This is a genomic window from Pelomonas nitida, assembly GCF_043555975.1.
GTDB classification, from domain to species: Bacteria; Pseudomonadota; Gammaproteobacteria; order Burkholderiales; family Burkholderiaceae_C; genus Pelomonas; species Pelomonas nitida.
Map to the genome: position 1 here is coordinate 219,549 of NZ_JBIGIA010000001.1, position 23,173 is coordinate 242,721.

The 23,173-nt window shown below is 67.7% G+C and carries 22 protein-coding genes and 1 tRNA gene; 20 read left to right on the forward strand and 3 right to left on the reverse strand.

Going from position 1 to position 23,173, the window contains the following annotated elements; translation table 11 throughout:
* Positions 1 to 35 precede the first annotated feature (35 nt).
* The 11 genes from ACG00X_RS00970 (at position 36) to ACG00X_RS01020 (ending at position 10,252) form a co-directional block, all read left to right on the forward strand.
* A complete protein-coding gene (locus ACG00X_RS00970; RefSeq protein ID WP_394486031.1) occupies positions 36 to 707 on the forward strand; it encodes a YfgM family protein in 672 nt (223 codons plus the stop codon).
* Entirely contained in the window at positions 704 to 1,837 is a 1,134-nt protein-coding gene (gene bamB, locus ACG00X_RS00975) for an outer membrane protein assembly factor BamB (RefSeq protein WP_394486033.1), read from the forward strand. The genes ACG00X_RS00970 and bamB overlap by 4 nt, the downstream gene beginning before the upstream one ends.
* 10 nt (positions 1,838 to 1,847) lie before the next feature.
* The gene (der, locus tag ACG00X_RS00980; RefSeq protein ID WP_394486035.1) at positions 1,848 to 3,185 is read left to right on the forward strand and encodes a ribosome biogenesis GTPase Der; all 1,338 of its coding nucleotides are present in this window, start codon (positions 1,848 to 1,850) and stop codon (positions 3,183 to 3,185) included.
* A 76-nt stretch (positions 3,186 to 3,261) separates the two neighbouring features.
* A complete protein-coding gene (gene hfq / locus ACG00X_RS00985; RefSeq protein ID WP_056198163.1) occupies positions 3,262 to 3,504 on the forward strand; it encodes an RNA chaperone Hfq in 243 nt (80 codons plus the stop codon).
* A gap of 10 nt (positions 3,505 to 3,514) precedes the next feature.
* On the forward strand, positions 3,515 to 4,768 hold the full coding sequence (gene hflX / locus ACG00X_RS00990; protein ID WP_394486036.1) for a GTPase HflX: 1,254 nt from the start codon (positions 3,515 to 3,517) through the stop codon (positions 4,766 to 4,768).
* A 47-nt stretch (positions 4,769 to 4,815) separates the two neighbouring features.
* On the forward strand, positions 4,816 to 6,009 hold the full coding sequence (gene hflK / locus ACG00X_RS00995) for an FtsH protease activity modulator HflK (RefSeq protein WP_394486038.1): 1,194 nt from the start codon (positions 4,816 to 4,818) through the stop codon (positions 6,007 to 6,009).
* Between the two features lie 15 nt (positions 6,010 to 6,024).
* A complete protein-coding gene (hflC, locus tag ACG00X_RS01000) occupies positions 6,025 to 6,921 on the forward strand; it encodes a protease modulator HflC (protein WP_394486040.1) in 897 nt (298 codons plus the stop codon).
* Entirely contained in the window at positions 6,918 to 7,100 is a 183-nt protein-coding gene (locus ACG00X_RS01005; RefSeq protein ID WP_394486043.1) for a DUF2065 domain-containing protein, read from the forward strand. Before hflC ends, ACG00X_RS01005 begins: the two co-directional genes overlap by 4 nt.
* Before the next feature lie 63 nt (positions 7,101 to 7,163).
* Positions 7,164 to 8,327, forward strand: coding sequence for an ATP phosphoribosyltransferase regulatory subunit (locus ACG00X_RS01010; RefSeq protein ID WP_394486044.1), 1,164 nt, complete (start codon positions 7,164 to 7,166; stop codon positions 8,325 to 8,327).
* A 43-nt stretch (positions 8,328 to 8,370) separates the two neighbouring features.
* On the forward strand, positions 8,371 to 9,702 hold the full coding sequence (locus ACG00X_RS01015) for an adenylosuccinate synthase (RefSeq protein ID WP_394486045.1): 1,332 nt from the start codon (positions 8,371 to 8,373) through the stop codon (positions 9,700 to 9,702).
* Between the two features lie 28 nt (positions 9,703 to 9,730).
* Positions 9,731 to 10,252, forward strand: a complete 522-nt coding sequence (locus ACG00X_RS01020) for a phosphoribosyltransferase (protein ID WP_394486047.1) — start codon at positions 9,731 to 9,733, stop codon at positions 10,250 to 10,252.
* A 265-nt stretch (positions 10,253 to 10,517) separates the two neighbouring features.
* On the opposite strand, the gene ACG00X_RS01025 is transcribed toward ACG00X_RS01020, so the two are convergent.
* A tRNA-Leu gene (locus tag ACG00X_RS01025) sits at positions 10,518 to 10,602 on the reverse strand.
* A 68-nt stretch (positions 10,603 to 10,670) separates the two neighbouring features.
* Between ACG00X_RS01025 and rnr the strand changes: the two genes are divergently transcribed.
* Positions 10,671 to 12,983, forward strand: coding sequence for a ribonuclease R (rnr, locus tag ACG00X_RS01030; RefSeq protein WP_394486048.1), 2,313 nt, complete (start codon positions 10,671 to 10,673; stop codon positions 12,981 to 12,983).
* A gap of 14 nt (positions 12,984 to 12,997) precedes the next feature.
* Here the strand turns inward: rnr and ACG00X_RS01035 are convergent, their stop codons facing one another.
* A complete protein-coding gene (locus ACG00X_RS01035; protein WP_394486050.1) occupies positions 12,998 to 14,350 on the reverse strand; it encodes an NAD(P)H-hydrate dehydratase in 1,353 nt (450 codons plus the stop codon).
* Positions 14,351 to 14,360: 10 nt separating this feature from the next.
* Positions 14,361 to 15,614: an NAD(P)/FAD-dependent oxidoreductase gene (locus ACG00X_RS01040; RefSeq protein ID WP_394486053.1), complete on the reverse strand. Its 1,254-nt coding sequence runs from the start codon at positions 15,612 to 15,614 to the stop codon at positions 14,361 to 14,363.
* A 317-nt stretch (positions 15,615 to 15,931) separates the two neighbouring features.
* On the opposite strand from ACG00X_RS01040, the gene rpsB reads away from it, so the two are divergent.
* From rpsB to rseP, 8 genes are all read left to right on the forward strand, one after another.
* Positions 15,932 to 16,678: a 30S ribosomal protein S2 gene (gene rpsB, locus ACG00X_RS01045; protein WP_394409478.1), complete on the forward strand. Its 747-nt coding sequence runs from the start codon at positions 15,932 to 15,934 to the stop codon at positions 16,676 to 16,678.
* A 69-nt stretch (positions 16,679 to 16,747) separates the two neighbouring features.
* The gene (gene tsf / locus ACG00X_RS01050; protein ID WP_394486055.1) at positions 16,748 to 17,641 is read left to right on the forward strand and encodes a translation elongation factor Ts; all 894 of its coding nucleotides are present in this window, start codon (positions 16,748 to 16,750) and stop codon (positions 17,639 to 17,641) included.
* Positions 17,642 to 17,723: 82 nt separating this feature from the next.
* On the forward strand, positions 17,724 to 18,434 hold the full coding sequence (gene pyrH, locus ACG00X_RS01055; RefSeq protein ID WP_394486056.1) for a UMP kinase: 711 nt from the start codon (positions 17,724 to 17,726) through the stop codon (positions 18,432 to 18,434).
* A 25-nt stretch (positions 18,435 to 18,459) separates the two neighbouring features.
* Entirely contained in the window at positions 18,460 to 19,020 is a 561-nt protein-coding gene (frr, locus tag ACG00X_RS01060; RefSeq protein WP_394486058.1) for a ribosome recycling factor, read from the forward strand.
* A gap of 8 nt (positions 19,021 to 19,028) precedes the next feature.
* The gene (gene uppS, locus ACG00X_RS01065; RefSeq protein WP_394486060.1) at positions 19,029 to 19,769 is read left to right on the forward strand and encodes a polyprenyl diphosphate synthase; all 741 of its coding nucleotides are present in this window, start codon (positions 19,029 to 19,031) and stop codon (positions 19,767 to 19,769) included.
* Positions 19,770 to 19,784: 15 nt separating this feature from the next.
* Positions 19,785 to 20,621, forward strand: coding sequence for a phosphatidate cytidylyltransferase (locus ACG00X_RS01070; protein WP_394486061.1), 837 nt, complete (start codon positions 19,785 to 19,787; stop codon positions 20,619 to 20,621).
* Between the two features lie 7 nt (positions 20,622 to 20,628).
* Positions 20,629 to 21,813: a 1-deoxy-D-xylulose-5-phosphate reductoisomerase gene (gene ispC, locus ACG00X_RS01075; protein ID WP_394486062.1), complete on the forward strand. Its 1,185-nt coding sequence runs from the start codon at positions 20,629 to 20,631 to the stop codon at positions 21,811 to 21,813.
* Positions 21,804 to 23,168: an RIP metalloprotease RseP gene (rseP, locus tag ACG00X_RS01080; RefSeq protein WP_394486063.1), complete on the forward strand. Its 1,365-nt coding sequence runs from the start codon at positions 21,804 to 21,806 to the stop codon at positions 23,166 to 23,168. Before ispC ends, rseP begins: the two co-directional genes overlap by 10 nt.
* Positions 23,169 to 23,173: the final 5 nt, after the last annotated feature.

The following is a 23,173-nucleotide window of genomic DNA, read 5'->3' on the forward strand; positions in this document are numbered from 1 at the left end:
CCCGGGCCCTGCCCGCACATCGCTGTATTCCTCCCATGGCATCGCATCTCGACCTCGAAGAACAAGAACAACTTGACCAGCTCAAGGCCTTCTGGAAGCGCTGGGGCAACCTGATCACCTGGTTGCTGACCGCTGCACTGGCTGTCTTTGCCGCTTGGCAGGGCTGGCAATGGCGCGAGCGCAACCAGGCCGCCGAGGCTGCCGCGATGTACGGCGAGTTCGATCGCCTGCTGACCGCGCAAGACGTCGACAAGGCCGCAGCGGCCGCCGGCGACCTGAAGGCGCGCTTCGCCAGCACCGGTTTTGCGGCCCAGGCCAGCCTGCAAGTGGCCAAGCTGCAGCTCGACAAGGGCAAGGCCGACGACGCCAAGGCCAGCCTGAGCTGGGTGGCCGCGCAGGGCTCGGAGCCGGCTTACCGCGATCTGGCCCGCCTGCGCCTGGCCGGTCTGCAGCTGGACCAGCCTAAGACCTACGATGAAGTCGCCAAGACGCTGGATGCGATCAAGTCGCCCGAGTTCGCCGCCCTCGTCGCCGATCGACGTGGCGACCTCCTGTTGCAGGAAGGTAAGCGCGACGCCGCCAAGGCCGAGTACCAGAAGGCCCTGGCCGGCATGGAGAAGACGCAGGACTACCGCCGCGTCATCGAAGCAAAGCTCGCGACGCTGGGCGTGCCCACGGTCGTCGAGACCGCCGGAGCCGCGCAATGAGGCGCTGGGCCCAGATCACGCTGGCTGCCTTGGTGGCCGGCTCGCTGGCCGGCTGCTCGACGTGGAACAGCTGGTTCGGCTCCGACAAGGACAAGCCGGCGGCGCTGGAGACCCTGTCCGGCCCGGCAACGGGCCGGCTGGTGTGGAGCAGCCGTGGCAACGACATCAAGTTCCCGCTCAGCATCGCGACGCCGGGCGACCGCTTCGTCGTCGCCAGCAGCGACGGCACCGTGCTGGCGTTGGCGGCTGCCGATGGCCGCGAGCTGTGGCGCGGTGATGTCGGCGCCAAGCTGTCGGCCGGCGTGGGCAGCGATGGCCGCTTCGCGGCGGTCGTCAACCGCGACAACGAGCTGGTAGTGCTCGACGCCGGCAAGGTGGCCTGGAAGAAGGCATTGCCGACGCCCGTCGTGGCCTCGCCGTTCGTCGCCGGCGAGCGCGTCTTCGCGCTGACGCTGGACCGCCAGGTGCTGGCCTACGACGCGCTCGACGGCCGCAAGATCTGGGAACTCAAGCGCCCCGGCGAGCCGCTGACGCTGGCCAAGGCCGGCGTGCTGACGGCGTACAAGGACACCTTGGTGGTCGGGCAGGGCGCCCGTCTGGCGGGTGTGGACCCGGTCAAGGGTCAGTTGCGTTGGGAAGCCAGCGTTGCGACGCCGCGCGGCACGAACGAGGTCGAGCGCCTGGCGGATCTGGTCGGTCCGGCGGTGCGTCAGGGTGACCTGATCTGCGCACGAGCCTTCCAGTCGTCGGTGGGCTGCGTGAATGCCGAGCGCGGCAGCGCGCTGTGGAACCGCATCGTGGGCGGCGCCAACGGCATCGGCGCCGATGACCAGGTCGTCGTGGCCGGCGATGCCTCGGACCGCCTGTCGGCATGGAAGCTCGCCAATGGCGACCTGGCCTGGTCGGCCGACCAGTTCCAGCGCCGCAAGCTGTCGGCGCCGGTGGTGCTGAACAAGCAGGTGCTCATTGGCGACTTCGAGGGCCAGGTTCACCTGCTGGACCGCGACACCGGCAAGACGCGTTCGCGCATCGCCACCGACGGATCGCCCGTTGCCACCATCGCGCTGCAGGGCACCACCGCCCTCGTGGCCACCCAGAACGGCGGCCTGTTCGCCATCAAGGCCGAGTGAAGGCCACGACATGAAGCCAGTGATTGCCTTGGTCGGCCGCCCCAATGTGGGCAAGTCGACGCTGTTCAACCGCCTGACGAAGTCGCGTGACGCCATCGTGGCCGACTTTGCCGGCCTGACGCGCGACCGCCACTACGGCGACGGCCGCCTGGGCGACCGCGAGTTCATCGTCATCGACACCGGCGGTTTTGAGCCCGACAGCAGCACGGGCATCGTCAAGGAGATGGCCAAGCAGACCAAGCAGGCCGTTGCCGAAGCCGATGCGGTGATCTTCGTCGTCGACATCCGCCTGGGGCTGTCGGCCCATGACAGCGACATCGCCCGCTACCTGCGCAGCGTCAACAAGCGTGTGCACCTGGCCGTCAACAAGGCCGAAGGCATGAGCGAGTCGCCGCTGCTGGCCGAGTTCCACGAGCTGGGCATGGGCGAGCCGCACCCGATTTCTTCGGCGCACGGGCAGGGCATTCGCAGCCTGCTGGATGCCGTGCTGGAGCCGTTTGAGGACACCAGCGAGGAATTCGGCGCGGGCCCGCAGCAAGACGGGGTCATCCGCCTGGCGGTGGCCGGCCGCCCCAACGTCGGCAAGAGCACGCTGATCAACACCTGGCTGGGTGAGGAGCGCCTCGTCGCGTTCGACATGCCCGGCACGACGCGCGACGCCATTGCCGTGGACTTCGAGCGTAACGGCCAGAAGTTCAAGCTCATCGACACGGCCGGTCTGCGCCGTAAGGGCAAGGTGTTCGAGGCCATCGAGAAGTTCTCGGTGGTCAAGACGCTGCAAGCCATTGCCGACGCCCACGTCGTGCTGCTGCTGCTGGATGCCACGCAGGGCGTGACCGACCAGGACGCCCACATCGCCGGCTACATCCTCGACAGCGGCCGCGCCGTCGTGCTGGCCTGCAACAAGTGGGATGCCGTCGACAGCTACCAGCGCGAGACGCTGCAGCGCCAGATCGAGCAGCGTCTGGCGTTCCTGAAGTTCGCGCCCATGCACCACATCTCGGCGCTCAAGCGCCAGGGCCTGAGCAGCCTGTGGAACGCCATGGCCGACGCTTATGCGTCCGCGTATCGCAAGATGACCACGCCGGTGCTGACCCGCCTCATCCAGGAAGCCGTCGAACACCAGCAGCCCAAGCGTTCGGGGGTTTCTCGCCCCAAGATGCGCTATGCCCACCAGGGCGGCCAGAACCCGCCCATCGTCGTCATCCACGGCAATGCGCTGGATGGCGTCACCGAGGTCTACAAGCGTTATCTGGAAGGCCGCATCCGTGCCCACTACAAACTCGTTGGCACGCCGCTGAAGATAGAGCTGCGTTCTTCGAAGAATCCCTTCGATGAAAAGACCTAGGTGATTTCCGGCCTTATGGAGGCGCTGTGTTAAGGTCTTACCCGTATCCCACCCCCCGATAACTCGGAGCATACCGATGAGCAACAAAGGCCAACTTTTGCAGGACCCCTTTTTGAACCTGCTGCGCAAAGAGCATGTGCCGGTGTCCATTTACCTGGTCAACGGCATCAAGCTGCAAGGCCATATCGAATCCTTTGACCAATACGTCGTGCTGCTGCGCAACACGGTGACGCAGATGGTCTACAAGCACGCGATTTCTACCGTCGTGCCCGGCCGCGCGGTCAACTTCCACGCCGGCGACGCTCCTGCGGACGCCTGATCCCGCGCCCTTGTCCTCGACCTCTACCCACACCGCGACGCCGCCCTCCGAGGCGGCGCGCGCCATTCTCGTGGGTGTCGATTTCGGTCGGCAGTCCGCCAAGCAGGGTTTCGACGAGAGTCTCGACGAACTGGCTCTGCTGGCTGAGTCGGCCGGTGACACCCCCGTCGCCAAGGTCATTGCCCGCCGGCAGGCGCCCGATGCGGCGCTGTTCGTCGGCTCCGGCAAGGCCGATGAGATCAAGCTGCTCGTGCAGGCCCACCAGGCCCACACGGTGCTGTTCGATCAGGCCATCTCGCCGGCGCAGCAGCGCAACCTCGAGCGCGTGCTGGGCGTGCCGGTGGCCGACCGCACGGCGCTGATCCTCGAGATCTTCGCCGCCCGCGCCCAGAGCCATGAAGGCAAGCTGCAGGTCGAGCTGGCCCGGCTGCAATACCTGGCCACGCGGCTTGTGCGCCGCTGGAGCCACCTGGAGCGGCAAAGCGGCGGCATCGGCATGCGCGGCGGCCCCGGCGAGGCCCAGATCGAGCTGGACCGTCGCATGATCGACGACCGCATCAAGAAGACCAAGGACCGCCTCAAGCAGGTCCAGAAGCAGCGCAGCACGCAGCGCCGCTCGCGTTCACGCAACGGCGTCTTCAAGGTCTCGCTGGTCGGCTACACGAACGCGGGCAAGAGCACGCTGTTCAATGCGCTGACAAAGGCCCGTGCCTACGCGGCCAACCAGCTGTTTGCCACGCTCGACACGACGACGCGTTCGCTCTACCTGGAGCAGGCCGGCGCGAGCGTGTCGCTGTCCGATACCGTCGGCTTCATCCGCGACCTGCCGCACAAGCTCGTCGAGGCCTTCCGCGCGACGCTGCAGGAGGCGGCCGATGCCGACCTGCTGCTGCATGTCGTCGATGCCGCCAGCCCGGTGCTGGACGAGCAGATGGCCGAGGTCGAGCGCGTGCTCGAGGAAATCGGCGCCGGCCAGGTGCCGCAGATCCTCGTCTACAACAAGCAGGATCTGCTGGCCGACGACCAGCGTCCGCGCGAGATCGTCGATGCGATGCTGCGCCCTAACGGCTCCACCGAACCGACGCCGCGCGTCTTCGTCAGTGCGATCGACGGCAGCGGTCTCGCCGAGCTGCGCCAGCTGATCTCGACGGCCATGCAGGCCCAGCCCTTGATTCCCGACGAGCGGGACCCACGTTTCGACGTCGACCCGTCGCATCTGCTGGACGACGACGAACCCACTTCCTCAGACCCTTCGCAGGCATGAGCAGCACTTTCCACACACCGCCCCGCAGCCCTTGGGCTCGACGCCTGATGACGCCGATCGCCCGTGCGGCGGGCCGGCTGCTGAACAATGGCCGCAACGATGGTCCGCCGGACCTCGATGAACTCTGGCGCGATTTCAACCGCAAGCTCTCGGGCCTGTTCGGTGGCCGTGGCGGCGGCTCCTCCAGCGGCGGTGCCGGCGGTTCGCCCGACATGAAGGGCGCCGGCATCGGCGCGGGCCTGATTGCCGGTGTCGTGGCGCTGGGCTGGCTGGCGAGCGGCTTCTTCATCGTGCAGGAAGGCCAGCAGGGCGTGGTCACGTCCTTCGGCAAGTTCAGCAAGACGGTGGATGCCGGCTTCCAGTGGCGCCTGCCTTATCCGTTCCAGGCACACGAAATCGTGTCGGTGTCGCAGCTGCAGCAGGTTGAGGTGGGTCGCGCCAGCGTCGTGCCGGCCACCGGTCTGCGCGATTCGTCGATGCTGACGCAGGACGAGAACATCGTCGACATCCGCTTCACCGTGCAGTACACGATCAAGGATGCGCGCGACTTCCTGTTTGAGAACGCGCAGCCCAAGGATGCGGTCATGCTGGCGGCCGAATCGGCCGTGCGCGAGATCGTCGGCAAGAGCTCGATGGACTCGGTGCTCTACGAGCAGCGCGACGCGATCGCGATGGACCTGGCGAAATCCATCCAGGTGCAGCTGGATCGGCTCAAGGCCGGCATCCAGGTCAAGAATGTCAACGTGCTGAGCGTGCAGCCGCCCGAGCAGGTGCAGGCGGCCTTCGACGATGTGCAGAAGGCCAACGCCAACCGCGAGCAGCTGAAGAACGACGCACAGGCTTACGCCAACCAGGTCATCCCCAGCGCCAAGGGCGATGCGGCCGCGCTGCACGAGCAGGCCGAAGGCTACAAGGCGCGCGTCATCGCGACGGCCGAGGGTGATGCGCAGCGCTTCAAGAGCGTGCTGGCCGAGTACCAGAAGGCACCGCAGGTCACGCGTGATCGTATCTACATCGACACGATGCGGCAGGTGTATGCCAACGTCAGCAAGGTCATGGTGGACAGCCGCAGCGGCTCCAACATGCTCTATCTGCCGCTGGACAAGCTGATGCAGCAGGGCAGCAGTGGCAGCGTCACCGTGTCGGCACCGCAGCCGACGGCGGTGCCCGAGCCGACCACCGTGCCCGGCGCCAACGACCCCCGCAGCCGCGACAACCAACGCAGCCGCGACGGCCGCTGATCGAGGACTCACCGAATGAACCGCATTGCCGCCATCGTCGCCGGCGCTCTCGTCGTCCTGATGCTGCTGTCGTCGACGCTCTTCATCGTCGACCAGCGCCAGTTCGCCGTCGTGTATGCCCTGGGCGAAATCAAGGAAGTCATCACCGAGCCGGGCCTGAAGTTCAAGCTGCCGCCGCCGCTGCAGAACGCCGTGCTGCTGGACCGCCGCGTGCAGACGCTGGACAGCTCCGAGTCGCGTCCCATCTTCACGGCCGAGAAGAAGAGCCTGGTCATCGACTGGCTCATCAAGTGGCGCATCGCCGAGCCGCGCCAGTTCATCCGCAACAGCGGCGCCGATATCCGCAACGTCGAGAACCGCCTCGCGCCGGTCGTGCAGGCAGCCTTCAACGAGGAAGTCACCAAGCGCACCGTCATCGCGGTGCTGGCGTCCGAGCGCGAGAAGATCATGCAGGACGTGCGCAAGCGCCTGGCCGATGAGGCCAAGCAATTCGGCATCGAGGTCGTGGACGTGCGCATCAAGCGCGTGGACTTCGCATCCAGCATCACCGAGTCGGTCTATCGCCGCATGGACTCCGAGCGCAAGCGCGTGGCCGCCGAGGCGCGCTCCACCGGCTCGGCCGAAGGGGCCAAGATCAAGGCTGATGCCGATCGCCAGCGCGAAATCATCGTTGCCGAAGCCAGCCGCGACGCGCAGAAGATCATGGGTGAGGGCGATGCGCAGGCGTCCGCCATCTATGCCGAAGCCTTCGGCCGTGATCCGCAGTTCGCTCAGTTCTATCGCTCGCTGGAGGCCTACCGCGCCAGCTTCTCGAAGAAGAGCGACGTCATGGTCGTCGACCCGAGCGCCGACTTCTTCAAGGCCATGCGTGGCGCCGGCGCAGCACCGGCTGCGGCTCCCGCGCGCAAGTGACGGAACTGCTCGCCGCGCTGGCGCTGGTGCTGGTCATCGAGGGCGCGTTGCCCCTGATCAGCCCGGCGCGGTGGCGGGAGGTTTTCACCCGCGTGCTGGCCATGAGCGATGGCCAGATCCGTTTCATCGGGCTGGTCAGCGTGCTGCTCGGCACGGCCGGATGGTTGTGGTTGCGCTGATCTGAAGGTGCGTTGAGAAACGGCATAGGTACAATGCCGTTTTTAACCGCCTAGCCCGCGCCCATGACCTCTGCTTGGCTGCTGCCCGAGCACATCGCCGATGTCCTGCCGTCGCAGGCGCGCCGTATCGAAGAGCTGCGTAGAGAGCTGCTCGACATGGCCCGCAGCTATGGCTGCGAGCTCGTCATTCCGCCACTGCTGGAGCACCTCGACTCGCTGCTGTCCGGCACGGGTCGCGGCTCCGAGATCAAGCTCTTCAAGCTGGTGGACCAGCTCTCCGGTCGCTCCCTCGGCCTGCGCGCCGACATGACGCCCCAGGTCGCGCGCATCGATGCCCACCTGCTGAACCGCCAGGGCGTGACCCGGCTGTGCTACTGCGGCCCGGTCACGCACACGCGGCCCGATGGCCTGAACACCAGCCGCGAGCCGCTGCAATTTGGCGTCGAGGTCTACGGGCACGCCGGCCTGGAAGCCGACCTGGAAGTGCACGACCTGGCGCTGGACGCGCTGCGCCGCGCCGGCATCACGGGTGTCATCCTGGACCTGGGTGACGCCCGCCTGCTCCAAGGCGTGCTCGACGGCGTGAAGCTGTCGCCCGAGGCGCTGGCCGCGCTGACGGCAGCGCTGGCGGCCAAGGACGTCGCCGGGCTGGCCGCGTTGACGGCTGGCATGCCAGCGGCCACCCGAGATGCCTTGCAGGCGCTGCCCAGCCTGTTTGGTGGGCGAGAGGTGCTGGCCGAGGCGGCTCGCCGGCTCCCGGCCCACCCGCTGGTGAAGGCGGCGTTGGCCGATCTGGACTGGCTGGCCGGCCACCTGGCGGCGGTGCACCCGGAGGTGAGCCTGGGCTTCGATCTGGCCGATCTGCAGGGCTATGCCTACTACACCGGCATCCGCTTCGCGGCCTATGCGCCGGGTTGCGCCGATGCCGTGCTGCGCGGCGGCCGCTACGACGAGGTCGGTGCGGCGTTCGGCCGGCGTCGGCCGGCCGTGGGCTTCAGCCTGGACCTCAAGACACTCGTGAGCCTCGTGCCGGCCACGCCGCTGCGGGCGGCCGTGCGGGCGCCCTGGGGCGAGGACGCGTCGCTGCGGCAGGCGGTGCGCGCGCTGCGCGAGCGCGGCGAGACGGTGGTCTGCGTGTTGCCCGGGCACGAGCACGAGGCCGATGAATTCGACTGTGACCGCGAACTGGTTCGCGAGCACGCTGAGTGGGTCGTGCGGCCGCTCTGAGCGCCAGCGCCCCTTTCCATTTCAAGCAAGACAGGCAATCAACATGAGCCAAACCGCGCGTGGACGCAATGTGGTCGTCGTCGGCACCCAATGGGGTGACGAAGGCAAGGGCAAGGTCGTCGACTGGATGACCGATCACGCCGAAGGCGTCGTGCGCTTCCAGGGCGGCCACAACGCCGGCCACACACTGGTCATCAAGGGCGTGAAGACCGCGCTGCAACTGATCCCCAGCGGCATCATGCGCGACGGCGTGGCCTGCTACATCGGCAACGGCGTTGTGCTGGACCCGACGCATTTGCTGTCGGAAATCGAGCGGCTGGAGAAGGCGGGCGTCGAGGTGCGTTCGCGCTTGTTCATCAGCGAGTCCTGCCCGCTGATCCTGCCCTTCCACGTGGCCGTCGACAAGGCGCGTGAGGCGCTGCGCGAGACCAGTGGCAGCGGCAAGATCGGCACCACCGGCAAGGGCATCGGCCCGGCCTACGAAGACAAGGTGGCCCGCCGCGCGCTGCGCGCCCAGGACCTGAAGCATCCCGAGCGTTTCGCCAAGAAGCTGCGCGAATTGCTGGAGCTGCATAACTTCGCTTTGCGTGGCTATCTGAAGGGCGAGGAGCTGGCGTTCGAGCCCATCTTCGAGCAGGCCATGAAGATGGCTGAAGCCATCAAGCCCATGCTGGCCGACGTCGGCTACCTGATCCACAAGGCTCACCAGGCCGGCCAGAACATCCTGTTCGAGGGTGCGCAGGGCACGCTGCTGGACATCGACCACGGCACCTACCCCTACGTGACATCCAGCAACTGCGTGGCCGGCAACGCGGCGGCCGGTGCCGGCGTGGGGCCGCAGATGCTGCACTACATGCTGGGCATCACCAAGGCCTACACGACGCGCGTCGGCTCGGGTCCGTTCCCGACCGAGCTGGACTGGGAAGTGCCCGACACGGTCGGCCACCACCTCTCGACCGTTGGCCAGGAGCGCGGCACCGTGACCGGCCGCGCGCGCCGTTGCGGCTGGCTGGACGCTGCGGCGCTGAAGCGTTCCATTATCATCAATGGCATCACCGGCCTGTGCCTGACCAAGCTCGACGTGCTGGACGGCCTGCCGGAGATCAAGGTCTGCGTCGGCTACGAGCTGGACGGCAAGCAGCTCGACATCCTGCCGCTGGATGCCGACGAGATCGAGGCCTGCACGCCGATCTACGAAACCTTCCCGGGTTGGACGGAAACCACCTTCGGCATGACGTCCTGGGACAAGCTGCCGGCGAACGCGCGCAGCTACCTCAAGCGGGTCGAAGAGGTCATCGGCGCGCCCATCGACATGGTGTCCACCGGCCCCGACCGCGAGCACACGATCGTGCTGCGCCACCCTTATTCCGCTTGAACCTCTCACTCCACGGAGACGCCACACCATGCTGACCGACGACGGCAAACACCTTTACGTATCCTGGGACGAGTACCACCTGCTCACCGAACGCCTTGCCCTGAAGGTGCATGCTTCGGGCTGGCAGTTTGATCAGATCCTCTGCCTGGCCCGCGGCGGCATGCGCCCGGGCGACGTGCTGTCCCGCGTGTTCGACAAGCCGCTGGGCATCATGTCCACGAGCTCCTACCGTGCCGAGGCCGGCACCATCCAGGGCCGCCTGGACATGGCCAAGTACATCACCATGCCCAAGGGCGAGCTGGCGGGCCGTGTGCTGCTGGTGGACGACCTGGCCGACTCCGGCGTGACGCTGAAGGCGGTGGTCGAGCGCCTGCGCGGCATGCCGGCCATCACCGAGCTGCGCTCGGCCGTGATCTGGACCAAGAAGGTGTCGGCCTACACGCCCGACTACTACTGCGAGATGCTGGAAACCTCGCCGTGGATTCACCAGCCGTTCGAAGAGTACGACGGCATGGGGCCGGAAGCGCTGGCGAAGAAATTCGTCGTTTGACGGGAATGGGTGAGTGGCACGACTTGAAAGCTCGGTTTGTGCCGCCACTCGACGATGGGCCCATCGAGGGCCCATCGTCGGGGACTCGGTCACGCAAGCGCGACCCCGGTTTGCCGGTTCAGCGCTTGCATGCACAGAAGCTTCGCCTGGCGTCGGGCAAGCCGCAGGGCTTGCCCGCGGTCCCGGCGGCAAACCCTTCGAGTTCTCTCCTGGGTGCCAAAAGAAAAAAGGCCGGCGCTTGCGCGTCGGCCTTTTTTCTTTTGTTTGGTGCCCAGGAGAGGACTCGAACCTCCACGGAGTTACCCGCTAGTACCTGAAACTAGTGCGTCTACCAATTCCGCCACCTGGGCAAGGTGCTCAAAACTTCTGTTGAAGTCCTGAGCCGTTTCAGGGAAAGAGGGACTATATCATCAAAAACTTGAAGAACACAAATGTTTCGCCTGCGGGCGAGGGCGCCGGGTTGCTCGGCGAGGTTGAAGGCACGCTGCAAGGCCACCGGGACGGGCATGGATTCCTGATCCCTGACGATGGCTCAGCCGATGTCTATCTGTCGGCACAGGAAACCCATGCCGTCATGCATGGTGACCGCCTGCGGGTGCGCGTCACGCGTTTCGACAAGCGTGGGCGGCCCGAGGGGCGTGTGCTGGAGATCCTGGACCGCAAGAAGCGGCCCATCATCGGCCGGCTGCTGCTGGAGTCCGGCGTCTGGCTCGTCGCACCCGAGGACCGGCGCATGGGGCAGGACATCCTGATCCCCAAGAACGGCATCGCCAATGCGGCCGCAGGCCAGGTCGTTGCGGTCGAGCTGACCGAGCCGCCGTCGCTGTACTCGCAGCCGGTGGGGCGTGTCGTCGAGGTGCTCGGCGAGATCGACGACCCGGGCATGGAGATCGAGATCGCCGTGCGCAAGTACGACGTGCCGCATCGTTTCAGCCCCGACACGCTGGCGCAAAGTGCCAAGCTGCCCGAGCGGCTGCGCGCCGTGGACCTGAAGCAGCGGGTGGACCTGCGTGACGTGCCGCTGGTGACGATCGACGGCGAGGACGCGCGCGACTTCGACGATGCCGTCTACTGCGAGCCCTTCAAGCAGGGGCGTGGCAAGAAGGCCTTCGACGGCTGGCGGCTGCTGGTCGCCATCGCCGACGTGTCGCACTACGTGAAGCCCGGTGAACCGCTGGACGCCGACGCCTATGAGCGCGCGACATCGGTCTACTTTCCGCGCCGCGTCATCCCGATGCTGCCGGAGAAGCTGTCCAACGGCCTGTGCTCGCTGAACCCCTACGAGGACAGGCTGAGCATGGTGTGCGACATGCTGGTGTCGAGCGACGGCACCGTCAGCGCCTACCAGTTCTATCCGGCGGTGATCAGCTCGCATGCGCGCTTCACCTACACCGAGGTCGCGGCCATTCTCGGCAACACGCACGGCCCCGAGGCGGCAAAGCGCCGTGAACTGGTGCCGCACTTGCTGCACCTGCACGAGGTCTACCGCGCGCTGTTGGCCGAGCGTCAGCGCCGCGGCGCGATCGATTTCGAAACCACCGAGACGCAGATCGTCTGCGACGACAACGGGCGTATCGAGAAGATCATCCCGCGCACACGCAACGAGGCGCATCGGCTGATCGAGGAGGCCATGCTGGCCGCCAACACCTGCTCGGCGGACTTCATCCTGACCAACAAGCATGCGGCGCTGTACCGCGTGCACGAAGGGCCGACGCCCGAGAAGCGCCAGACGCTGCAGGCCTACCTGCGGTCGCTGGGCATCGGCATGGGCATCTCCGACGACCCGGTGCCGCGCGAGTTCCAGCAGCTCGCCGAGGCGACGAAGGACCGCCCCGACGCGCAGCAGATTCACCAGATGCTGTTGCGGTCCATGCAGCAGGCCATCTACACGGGCACGAACTCCGGCCACTTCGGTCTGGCGTATCCGGCCTACACGCATTTCACGAGTCCCATTCGGCGCTACCCCGACCTGTTGGTGCACCGGGTGATCAAGGCGCTGCTGGCATCCAAGCGCTACACGCTCGATGCGGCCAAGATGCAGGTGCCGCAGGCGCCCAAGCGGCCCGGTCGAGCGGCGCCGCCGAACCCGGCGGAGGCGCGCAACGAGGCGGAGCGCTGGGAGGTCGTCGGGGCGCATTGCAGCGCGAACGAGCGCCGCGCCGACGAGGCCAGCCGCGACGTCGAGGCGTGGCTGAAATGCCGCTACATGCGCGACCGGCTGGGCGAAGAGTTCGCCGGCACGGTCAGCGCGGTCACGTCGTTCGGCCTGTTCGTCCAGCTGGATGCGCTGTACGTGGAGGGGCTGGTGCACATCACCGAGCTCGGCGGCGAGTACTTCAAGTTCGACGATGTGCGGCAGGAACTGCGCGGCGAGCGCACCGGCATTCGCTACGCCACGGGCGCGCGCGTGCAGGTGCAGGTCAGCCGTGTCGACCTGGACGGGCGTCGCATCGACTTCCGGTTGGTGCGCGACGCCGACGACGTTCGAGCGCCCGGGCGAGGTGCGGCGGGCAAGCCGGCCGCCAAGGCGCCATCCAAGGCTCCGGCCAAGAAGCGCGCCCCCAAGACGGCCGTCGAGGTGTTGGACGAGGTGCGCCAGGCGGACCGCGACGTGAAGAAGAGCCGCAAGGAAGTCGTGGCCACGCTGCATCCGATCAAGGCGGCCAAGCGGGCGGCGACCAAGGCCGCGAAGAAGACGTCGGCCAAGCCGCCCGCTCGCAAGCGCCGCTGAGCCAGCGGCGCTTGTCAGCGCCGTGCGGCCAGGCGTTCGATGAGATCGCCGGCGCGCAGCACGCCGCCGGCTTCGCCGGCCCGGCCGTGCGCGTCGACGCCCGCGCAGGCGATGGCATGGCCGCTGGCGCCAGGCTGCTGCGCCCACAAGCCACCCAACCAGCCGGCCAGCACATCGCCGCTGCCGGCGGTGGCCAAAGCCGGCCCGCCGCTGGCGCAGATGGCCGGGCGTTCGCCGGGCGACGCGATGATGCTGCCGGAGCCCTTGAGCACGACCGTGCAGGCCAGGCGTCGGGCCAGTTCGCTCGCGGCGGCGAGGCGGTCGGCCTGCACAGCGCTCGTGTCGCAGCCCAGCAGGCGGGCGGCTTCGAGCGGGTGCGGCGTCAGCAGCGTCGAGCCGGCGGTGCGTGCGCGCACGAGGGTCTGCAGTTCGTCGTCGGCTGCGATGGCGTTCAGCGCATCGGCGTCGATGACCAGCTTTGGTGCCTCGCGCAGCAGGGCGGGCAGCGCATCGGCGATGGTGGGCCCCGCGCCGCAGCCGACGACGCCCACCGCCTGCGGCAGGTCTGCGAGCCGGCCGCGCATCAACTCGGGCTGGCCGGGGTCGGCTGGTTCGGTGGCCGGCAGGCCCAGCAGGTCGACATAGACGCGGCCTGCGCCACAGGCCAGTGCCGCGCGTGCGGCGAGCCGTGCGGCGCCCTGCATGCCGGGCGCGCCACCGACGATGAGCACCTGGCCGTGGCTGCCCTTGTGGCTGGTGGGGTTGCGCTGCGGGAGGGGCGACGGGCCGAGCAGGTCGGCGCTGGCCACCTCGTCGGGTGTGATGCCGAGGTCGTCGAACCACAGCTGGCCGCCATAGCCGCGGCCCTCGCCGGTGAAGAGCCCCGGCTTCAGGGTCAGCAGCGCCAGCGTGTGGTCGGCCCTGACGGCCGCGCCGCCCGCCGCCTGGCCGGTGTCGGCCAGCAGGCCGCTGGGCAGGTCGACGGCGAGGATGGTTGCGCCGCAGGTCTGCATCGCGGCGATGGTGGTCTGCAGCGCAGCATCGGGCGGGCGGTTCAGCCCCAGGCCCAGCAAGGCGTCGATGACCAGAGACGGCTGGGGTGGCGCCGTGTGGCCGACGTGCACGGGCAAGCCGATCTCTGACAGTCGCCGCGCTGCGACCCGTCCATCGCCGCCGTTGTTGCCTGGCCCGCAGGCGATCCAGATCGGCCCTTCGCCCCGCCGCAACGCGAGCGCCAGCTTGGCGACGGCCAGGCCGGCGCGCTCCATGAGGTCTGGTGAGTGCGCCAGCGCGCGCGCCTCGATGCGCCGGCTGGCGGCCACGTCGAACAGGGGCAGGGTGGAGCGGGTGGGCAGCAGCGCTTGCATGCCCGCGAGCTTAGGCGAGCCGCTGCGGCCCCAGTGCGGCGATGTCCATCGCGGGGTGGGTGCCGGCGATCTGCTGGGCAAGCACCAGTGCCGCGCCGCACGACTGCCCCCAGCCCTGGCCACCTGGCGACAGGTTGAGCCACACACCCGGCCGGCCGCTGGCGCCCAGCACCGGCAGCCCGTCGGCGGCCACGGCGCGCCGGCTCTGGCTGTGCTGCACCTGCTGCCGCAGCACTGAGCCAGGGAACCAATGCTGCAGGCCGCGATGCAGACCTTCGAAGTCCGGCTTGTGCTTGGCCTTGGCATCGGTCACGGCAAGGTCGCCGCTGATGCGCACGCGCTGGCCGGTGCGGGCCACGACGATGCCGCGGGAGGCATCGATCCAGGCGGCCTTGGGGCCGAGGTCGGGATGAGCTTCCAGCAGGCGTATCGGGGCGGTGACGGAGGTCTCGTGCTGGGCCGCCAGTGGCAGCCGTTGCGCGCCCAGCAGCGATTGCGCGGCCAGACCGTTGCACAGCACGACGGCGTCGAAGCGCTCGTCGCGCACTTCCGGCCGCTGCGACACGATGTCGCTGGCATCGCGCTCCGCGAAACGCGAGGAGTTGTCCGCTGGCGGCACGTATTCGTGGCGCAGCGTCGGCCCGCTGCCATCGGCGCTGAGCGCTCGCACCGTCGTGTTGAACCGGAATCGCACGCCCAGGCGCTGTGCGTGGTGACGCATCTGTTGTGCAAACAGCCGCGGGTTGCCGGCGCCGCCGCCCGTCAGCGCGAGGGCGCCGGCCAGCGGGGCGTCGGGGTCGAGCCCGGGCTCGCGCAGCCGGGCCTGGCTCGCGTCGAGCAGTTGCACCTGCGCGCCGAGTGCCGCCCAGCTGTCGAGTCGCGACTCGGCGGCTGCCAGGCGCTTGGCGTCCGTCAGTGCCACGAGTAGGCCATCGGTGCTTTCGTCTTCCAGGCGCAGGCTCTGGCGCAACACGGCCGTCCGGGCGAGTCCCAGCAGGCTCAGGGCTGCCAGTGCGGCGCCCGCCTCGCCGCCGCGGCGCCCGGCGCGCCAGCGGCGCCAGCGCCACATCAATGGCGCGGGCGGTGCCGTGTTGATGAGTTGCGGCAGAAACGGAGACAGCAGCGCGCTGCTGGCGAAGCTGGCGCGCCCGGCGATGCTGCCGCCGCGCTCGAAGACGTGCACCTGGCAGCCGAGCGCGGCCAGCTCATAGGCAGTCGTCACGCCAGCCAGGCCGGCGCCAACCACCGCGACGCGGCGGCTCAAGCGAGCACCTGCGAGGGGGCGGCTGCGCGCAGGCAGGTGGCCGCAGCAAGGCGGCGTCGGCGGAGGAGGGCCATCGGTCGTGTATACTCTGCAGGTTTTGCTGGTGGCTGGCGCACTCGATGCGCTGCAAAAGCCCCGGCGAAACGGTTGTGAGGGTGTGTGGCTGAGGTATTCAGCGCCACTCGTCACAGCAAATCGCAAACCGGCCACTCAAAGGTGTTGTGTTTGCGGCCTTGAAAGCCAGCTCCGACGGCTGTTTTCAGGCGCTGCAACGCAATTCGGGCCGGATTTTAGACACAACCTTCGGAGTTAGACCCATGTCTGTCACGATGCGCGAGATGCTGGAAGCCGGCGTCCATTTCGGCCACCAAACCCGCTTCTGGAACCCCAAGATGGCCCCGTATATCTACGGCCATCGCAACAAGATCCACATCATCAACCTCGAGAAGACGCTGCCCGCGTTCAACGATGCGATGAAGTTCGTGCGCTCGCTGGCTGCCAAGCGCGGCACGATCCTGATGATCGGCACGAAGCGCCAAGCCCGTGAGTTCATCGCCGCCGAAGCGCAGCGCGCCGGCATGCCCTATGTCGACTCGCGTTGGCTGGGCGGCATGATGACCAACTTCAAGACGGTCAAGACCTCGCTGAAGAACCTGAAGGACATGCAAGCCCAGGTCGAAGCCGGCACGCAGCCCGCGATCAAGAAGGAAGCCCTGCTGTTCCAGCGCGACATCGCCAAGCTGGAAAAGAACATCGGCGGCATCCAGGACATGACTGCGCTGCCCGACGCCATCTTCGTCATCGACGTCGGCTATCACAAGATTGCCGTCGCCGAAGCCAAGAAGCTGGGCATTCCCGTCATCGGCGTGGTTGACACCAACCACTCGCCCGAAGGCATCGACTACGTCATCCCCGGCAATGACGACTCGGCCAAGGCTGTGGCGCTGTACGCCCGCGCCGTCGCCGACGCCGTGCTCGAAGGCAAGGCCAACGCCACTGCCGACGTGCTGGCTGCCGTCGCCCCCGCTGGCGACGAGTTCGTCGAGGTTTCCGAAGAGGCTTAAGCCCCTTCCACCCTGCATTGAAAGGGGCCGTCGTGCCCCTTTTTCTCAACTGAGATCTGGAGAAACGAAATGGCTGCTATCACCGCAAGCATGGTGGGCGAACTGCGTGCCCGCACTGACGCCCCGATGATGGAGTGCAAGAAGGCGCTGACCGAGGCCGATGGCGACCTGGGCCGTGCTGAAGAGATCCTGCGCGTCAAGCTGGGCAACAAGGCCGGCAAGGCCGCCTCGCGCATCACCGCCGAAGGCGTGGTGTCGTCTGCTGTGGTCAATGGCAATGGCGCACTGATCGAAGTGAACTGCGAGACCGACTTCGTCTCGAAGAACGACGCGTTCCTGGCCTTCGTGGGCGCGCTGGCCGGCCTGGTGGCCGAGCACAACCCGGCCGACGTGGCTGCGCTGGCTGCGCTGCCCCTGTCGCAAGAAGGCTTCGGCCCGACGGTGGAAGACGTGCGCAAGGGCCTGATCGGCAAGATCGGCGAGAACATGACGATCCGCCGCTTCCAGCGCTACAGCGGCAGCAAGCTGGCTGCTTACCTGCACGGCACCCGCATCGGCGTGGTCGTCGAGTTCGAGGGTGACGAAGTGGCCGCCAAGGACGTGGCGATGCACATCGCCGCCATGAAGCCTGCCGCGCTGTCCAGCGCCGACGTGCCGGCCGACCTGGTGGAGAAGGAGCGCAAGATCGCCACCGAGAAGGCTGCCGAATCCGGCAAGCCGGCCGACATCGTCGCCAAGATGGTCGAAGGCTCGGTGCAGAAGTTCCTGAAGGAAGTCTCGCTGCTGGACCAGGTCTTCGTGAAGGCCGCCGACGGCAAGCAGACCGTGGGCGCCCACCTGAAGGCTGCCAACACGACGGTCAAGGGCTTCACGCTGTACGTCGTGGGTGAAGGCATCGAGAAGAAGGTCGATGACTTCGCGGCCGAAGTGGCCGCCCAGGTGGCGGCAGCCAAGGGTCAGTAAGACTCTTGCGATAGAAGAAGGGCGCCAAGTTGGCGCCCTTTAAACTTGCGGGCCACGCAGCCCCCCGAATTCAGAGGACACCATGCCCGCGTACAAACGCATCCTGCTCAAACTTTCCGGTGAAGCCCTGATGGGCGACGACTCCTACGGCATCAATCGCGCGACCATCGTCCGCATGGTGCAGGAAGTCCGTGAAGTGACGCAGTTGGGCGTGGAAGTGGCCGTCGTCATCGGCGGCGGCAATATCTTCCGCGGTGTGGCCGGCGGCTCCGTCGGCATGGACCGTGCCACGGCCGACTACATGGGCATGCTGGCCACGGTGATGAACTCGCTCGCGCTGGCCGACACGATGCGCCAGGAAGGCATGACGGCACGCGTGATGTCGGCCATCGCCATCGAGCAGGTCGTCGAGCCCTATGTGCGCCCCAAGGCGCTGCAGTATCTGGAAGAGGGCAAGGTCGTCGTCTTCGCCGCCGGCACCGGCAACCCCTTCTTCACGACCGACACCGCCGCGGCGCTGCGGGGTGCGGAGATCGGCGCCGAGATCGTGCTGAAGGCCACCAAGGTCGACGGCGTCTACACGGCCGACCCCAAGAAGGACCCGCAGGCCACGCGCTACGCCAGCATCACGTTCGACGAGGCGATCTCGCGCAACCTGCAGGTCATGGACGGCGCTGCCTTTGCGCTGTGCCGCGACCAGAAACTGCCGATCAAGGTGTTCAGCATCTTCAAGGCCGGCGCGCTGAAGCGCGTGGTCCAGGGCGAAGACGAAGGCACGCTGGTCCACGTTTGAGCGAATCCACGAGAGACGACAGATCATGAGTACTGCTGACATCAAGAAAAACGCCGAGGCCAAGATGGCCAAGTCCGTCGATTCGTTGAAGGGCGAGCTGCAAAAGATCCGTACGGGCCGTGCCCACCCTGGCATCCTCGATCAGGTCAGCGTCGACTACTACGGCTCCATGGTGCCCATCTCGCAGGTGGCCAATGTGACGCTGCTGGATGCCCGCACCATCTCCGTCCAGCCCTGGGAAAAGGGCATGGGCGCCAAGATCGAGAAGGCCATCCGCGAGAGCGACCTGGGCCTGAACCCGTCTTCTCAGGGCGACCTGATCCGCGTGCCGATGCCGCCGCTGACCGAAGAGCGCCGCAAGGACCTGACCAAGGTCGTGCGCAACACCGGTGAAGACGCCAAGGTGGCCGTGCGCAATCTGCGCCGCGACGCCAACGAGCAGGCCAAGAAGCTGCTGAAGGACAAGGAAATCGGCGAGGACGACGAGCGCCGCAGCCTCGACGAGGTGCAGAAGCTCACCGACCGCGTGATCAACGAGATCGACAAGCTGGTCGCGGCCAAGGAAGCCGAGATCATGGCGGTTTGAGCACCGCCTTGAGCAAGACTGCCAACCCGGCGCAAGACCGCCTGCCCCCGCCGCGCCACGTCGCCATCGTCATGGATGGCAATGGCCGTTGGGCCAAGAAGCGCTTCCTGCCGCGCTTTTTCGGCCACAAGGCCGGCGTGGACACCCTCGTCAAGGTGGTGCAGGCCTGCATCGACCGTGACATCGAGCAACTGACCGTTTTCGCGTTTTCCAGCGAGAACTGGAAGCGCCCGAGCGACGAAGTGTCCGGCCTGATGGGGCTGGTGCTGGCGGCCGTCAGCCGCTACCTCGCCAAGATGGGCGCGATGGGCGTGCGCATCCGCATCGTCGGGGACCGCGAGGCGGTTTCCGAGAAGCTGCGCCAGGCCTGGGACGAAGCCGAGACGGCGACGCTCGACAACACCAAGCTGACGCTGAACGTCGCGTTCAACTACGGTGGTCGCTGGGACATCGTCCAGGCCTGCCGCAAGGCCATGGCTGCGGGCGTTCCGGCGGCGGAGCTGACGGAGGCCAGGTTGTCCGAGTTCATGGCGCTGGCCCACGCGCCGGACCCGGACCTCTTCATCCGCACCGGCGGCGAGGTGCGCATCAGCAACTTCATGCTGTGGCAGGTCGCGTACACCGAGTTCGTGTTTTCCGATTGCCTCTGGCCCGAGTTCGGCGAGAGTGAGCTCGACGCTGCCATTGCCGCTTTCCACGCACGTGATCGGCGCTTCGGCGGTGTCAAGGAAGCGCCGAGCGGCGCCTGACCGGAATCCCCTGCCATGTTGAAGACCCGTGTCATCACCGCCATCGTCATGTTGGCCATCCTGTTGCCGGCGCTCTTCGCGGCATCGCCCTGGCCCTTCGCCGGGCTGACCGTTCTCATGATCGGCGCCGCCGGGTGGGAATGGTCCCGTCTCAACGGGCTGCCTGGCACCGGCGCCATGGCCGCCGGCATGGCCCTGGCGCTGGCCTGCGTCTGGACGCTGCTGATCGGCGGGCTCAACGCGCCGCCGGGCTGGGTCTGGTGGCTGGCCAGCGGCATCTGGGTGCTGGGCGGCGCGTATGCGCTGCGTGCCGGCCCGTCGGGCTGGCCGCGCATCGCGCCGGCCGGCCGGCTGGCGCTGGGTGGCCTGCTGCTGTGGGGCGCCTGGCTGGCCATCGTGCAGGCCAAGGTGCTGGGCATCAACTTCCTGCTGTCGGTGTTCTGCCTTGTGTGGATGGCCGACATTGCGGCCTACTTCTGCGGTCGGGCCTTCGGCCGGCGCAAGCTCGCACCGGCCATCAGCCCGGGCAAGAGCTGGGAAGGCGTTTGGGGCGGGCTGGCCGGTGTCATCGTGCTGGGCTTCGTGTGGGTGCATGTCATCGACAAGCAACTGGCGGTCGACTCCCCGAGCCTCTACACGGTGCTCGTGCAAAGCCGCGGCTGGGTGTCGCTGCTGGCGCTCGTGTTCCTCGCCGCGATGAGCGTCGTCGGCGACCTCTTCGAATCCCTCGTCAAGCGCGCCGTCGGGGCCAAGGACAGCAGCAACCTGCTGCCCGGCCATGGTGGCGTGCTGGACCGCATCGACGCGCTGCTGCCGGTGTTCCCGCTCGCTCTCGCGCTGATCAGCCTCTGATCCCACCATGACCCGCCAACGCATCTGCGTCCTCGGCTCGACCGGTTCCATCGGCGTCAACACGCTGGATGTCATCGCCCGTCACCCCGAACGTTTCGAAGTCGTGGCGCTCAGCGCCATGAGCCGTGTGGACGAGCTGCTGGCGCAGTGCCTGCAGTGGACGCCGCGTTTCGCCGTGATGCCCGAACGGGCCGCCGCAGCGCAGTTGCGCGAGCGGCTGCGTGAGGCCGGTTGCGCGACGGAAGTGCTCGACGGCGCCGCGGCGCTGGCCGATGTGGCGGCCCACCCCGACGTGGACGTGGTCATGGCGGCCATCGTCGGCGCGGCGGGCCTGGCGCCGGCGATTGCCGCCGCACGCGCGGGCAAGCGGCTGTTGCTGGCCAACAAGGAGGCCATCGTCGTCGGCGGCGCGCTGTTCATGCGCGCGGTGGAGGAGGGTGGTGCCACGCTGCTGCCCATCGACAGCGAGCACTCGGCCATCTTCCAGTGCCTGCCCGAGGACCGCTCGACCTGGCACGACCGCATCGATCACATCGTGCTGACGGCCTCCGGCGGCCCGTTCCGCAGCCGCGACCCGAAGACGCTGGCCGACGTGACGCCCGAGCAGGCCTGCGCCCATCCGAACTGGGTCATGGGTCGCAAGATCTCGGTCGACTCCGCGACGATGATGAACAAGGCGCTGGAGGTCATCGAGGCGCGTTGGTTGTTCGACCTCGCGCCCGAGCAGATCCGCGTGCTGATCCACCCGCAGAGCATCATCCACTCGATGGTGGTCTGCCGTGACCAGTCGGTGCTGGCGCAACTCGGCACGCCCGACATGCGCGTGCCCATCGCCTACGGCCTGTCCTTCCCCGAGCGCATCACGTCGGGCGCGAGCCGGCTGGACCTGCTGACCACGCCCAGCCTGACGTTCGAGGAAGCGGATGCGACGCGCTTTCCCGGTCTTCACCTGTCCTGGCAGGCGCTGCGGGCGCCGGAAGGCAGCACGACGGTGCTGAACGCGGCCAATGAGGTTGCCGTCGATGCCTTCCTGAATGGCCGCCTGCGCTTCGACCGCATCCACGCGCTGAACGCGCACTGCCTCGAGGCGATCGCGCCGGACGCCGCGGACTGCGCCAGCATCGAGGGCCTGCTCGCACTGGACGCCCGCGTGCGCGTGCGAGCCCAACAGCAGGTGTTGGCATGGAGCTGATCCAGAAGGCCTTCTGGTTCCTCATCGCGATCGGCATCCTGGTGCCCATCCATGAATGGGGGCATTACCGCGTCGCTCGCGCCTGCGGCGTCAAGGTGCTGCGCTTCTCGGTCGGTTTCGGCCGTGTGCTGTGGCGCCGCGTCGGCCGCGACGGCACCGAGTTCGTGATCAGCGCCATCCCGCTGGGCGGTTATGTGCGCATGCTGGGCATGGGTGATGAGCCCGTGGCTCCGCATCAGCGCGATCAAGCCTTCCGCTACCTGTCGGTGGGCCGGCGTGCCGCCATCCTGGCTGCCGGGCCCGCGGCCAACTGGCTGCTGGCGATCGGCTTGTTCGCGCTGGTTGCCTGCATGGGCAGCGAGCAACCCAAGGCGCTGCTTGGCACGCCGCCGGCCGCGTCGCTGGCCGAGCGTGCCGGCGTACAGGCCGGTGACTGGGTGCGGGCCGTGTCGCCCGACGGGCAGCAATGGAGCGATGTGCAGTCCTTGCCGGAGCTGCATGCCGCCGTCGCACGGGCGCAGGCGCTGGGTGAGAGCCTGTACCTGACCGTCACCGATGTGCAAGGGCACGGATCGCGCAGTGTTCGGCTGGAAACCGAACGGCTGGCGGGGCGTTCGCCGGATGCGCGACTCGCTGCCGACATCGGCCTGGTGCCGGAGGCCGAGCCGGTGATCCGTCAGGTCGTGGCTGGTGGCGCGGGCGCTGCCGCCGGCCTGCAGCCGGGCGATCGCGTGCTGACCATCGACGGCCAGTCGGTGCCGGACGCGGGCTTTCTGCGCGATGCCATCCAGCGCGCGCATGACGGCGAGCAGCCCCGCACCATGGCCTGGCGCGTCGAGCGTGCCGGTCAGGTGGTCGAGCTGAGCCCAACGCCGCGCCTGGCAGACGATGCCGGGCGACGTGTGGGGCGGCTGGAGGTCGGGGTGGGCACCATGCCGGCGATGGTCGTCGTGAGTTACGGGCCGCTGGAGAGCCTGTGGCGCGGCGCGCAGCAGAGCTGGGACATGGCCGTGACGACCGTGAAGCTGATCGGGCGCATGCTGGTCGGTGAAGCGTCGGTAAAGAATTTCAGCGGGCCGCTGACCATTGCAGACTACGCCGGGCAGTCGGCGCGCGCCGGGCTCTCTCCGTTCCTCGACTTTCTGGCGAAGATTTCCATGAGTCTGGCTGTCTTGAACCTGCTGCCGCTGCCGATGCTCGATGGCGGACACCTCATGTATTATCTTTTCGAGGGTCTGAGTGGCCGCCCCGTCTCCGACTGGTGGCAGCAGCAACTGCAGCGAGCGGGTTTGCTGATCCTGATGGTGATCATGGCCTTGGCCCTTTCCAACGATTTCAGCCGCTACGCGGGCTGACACTG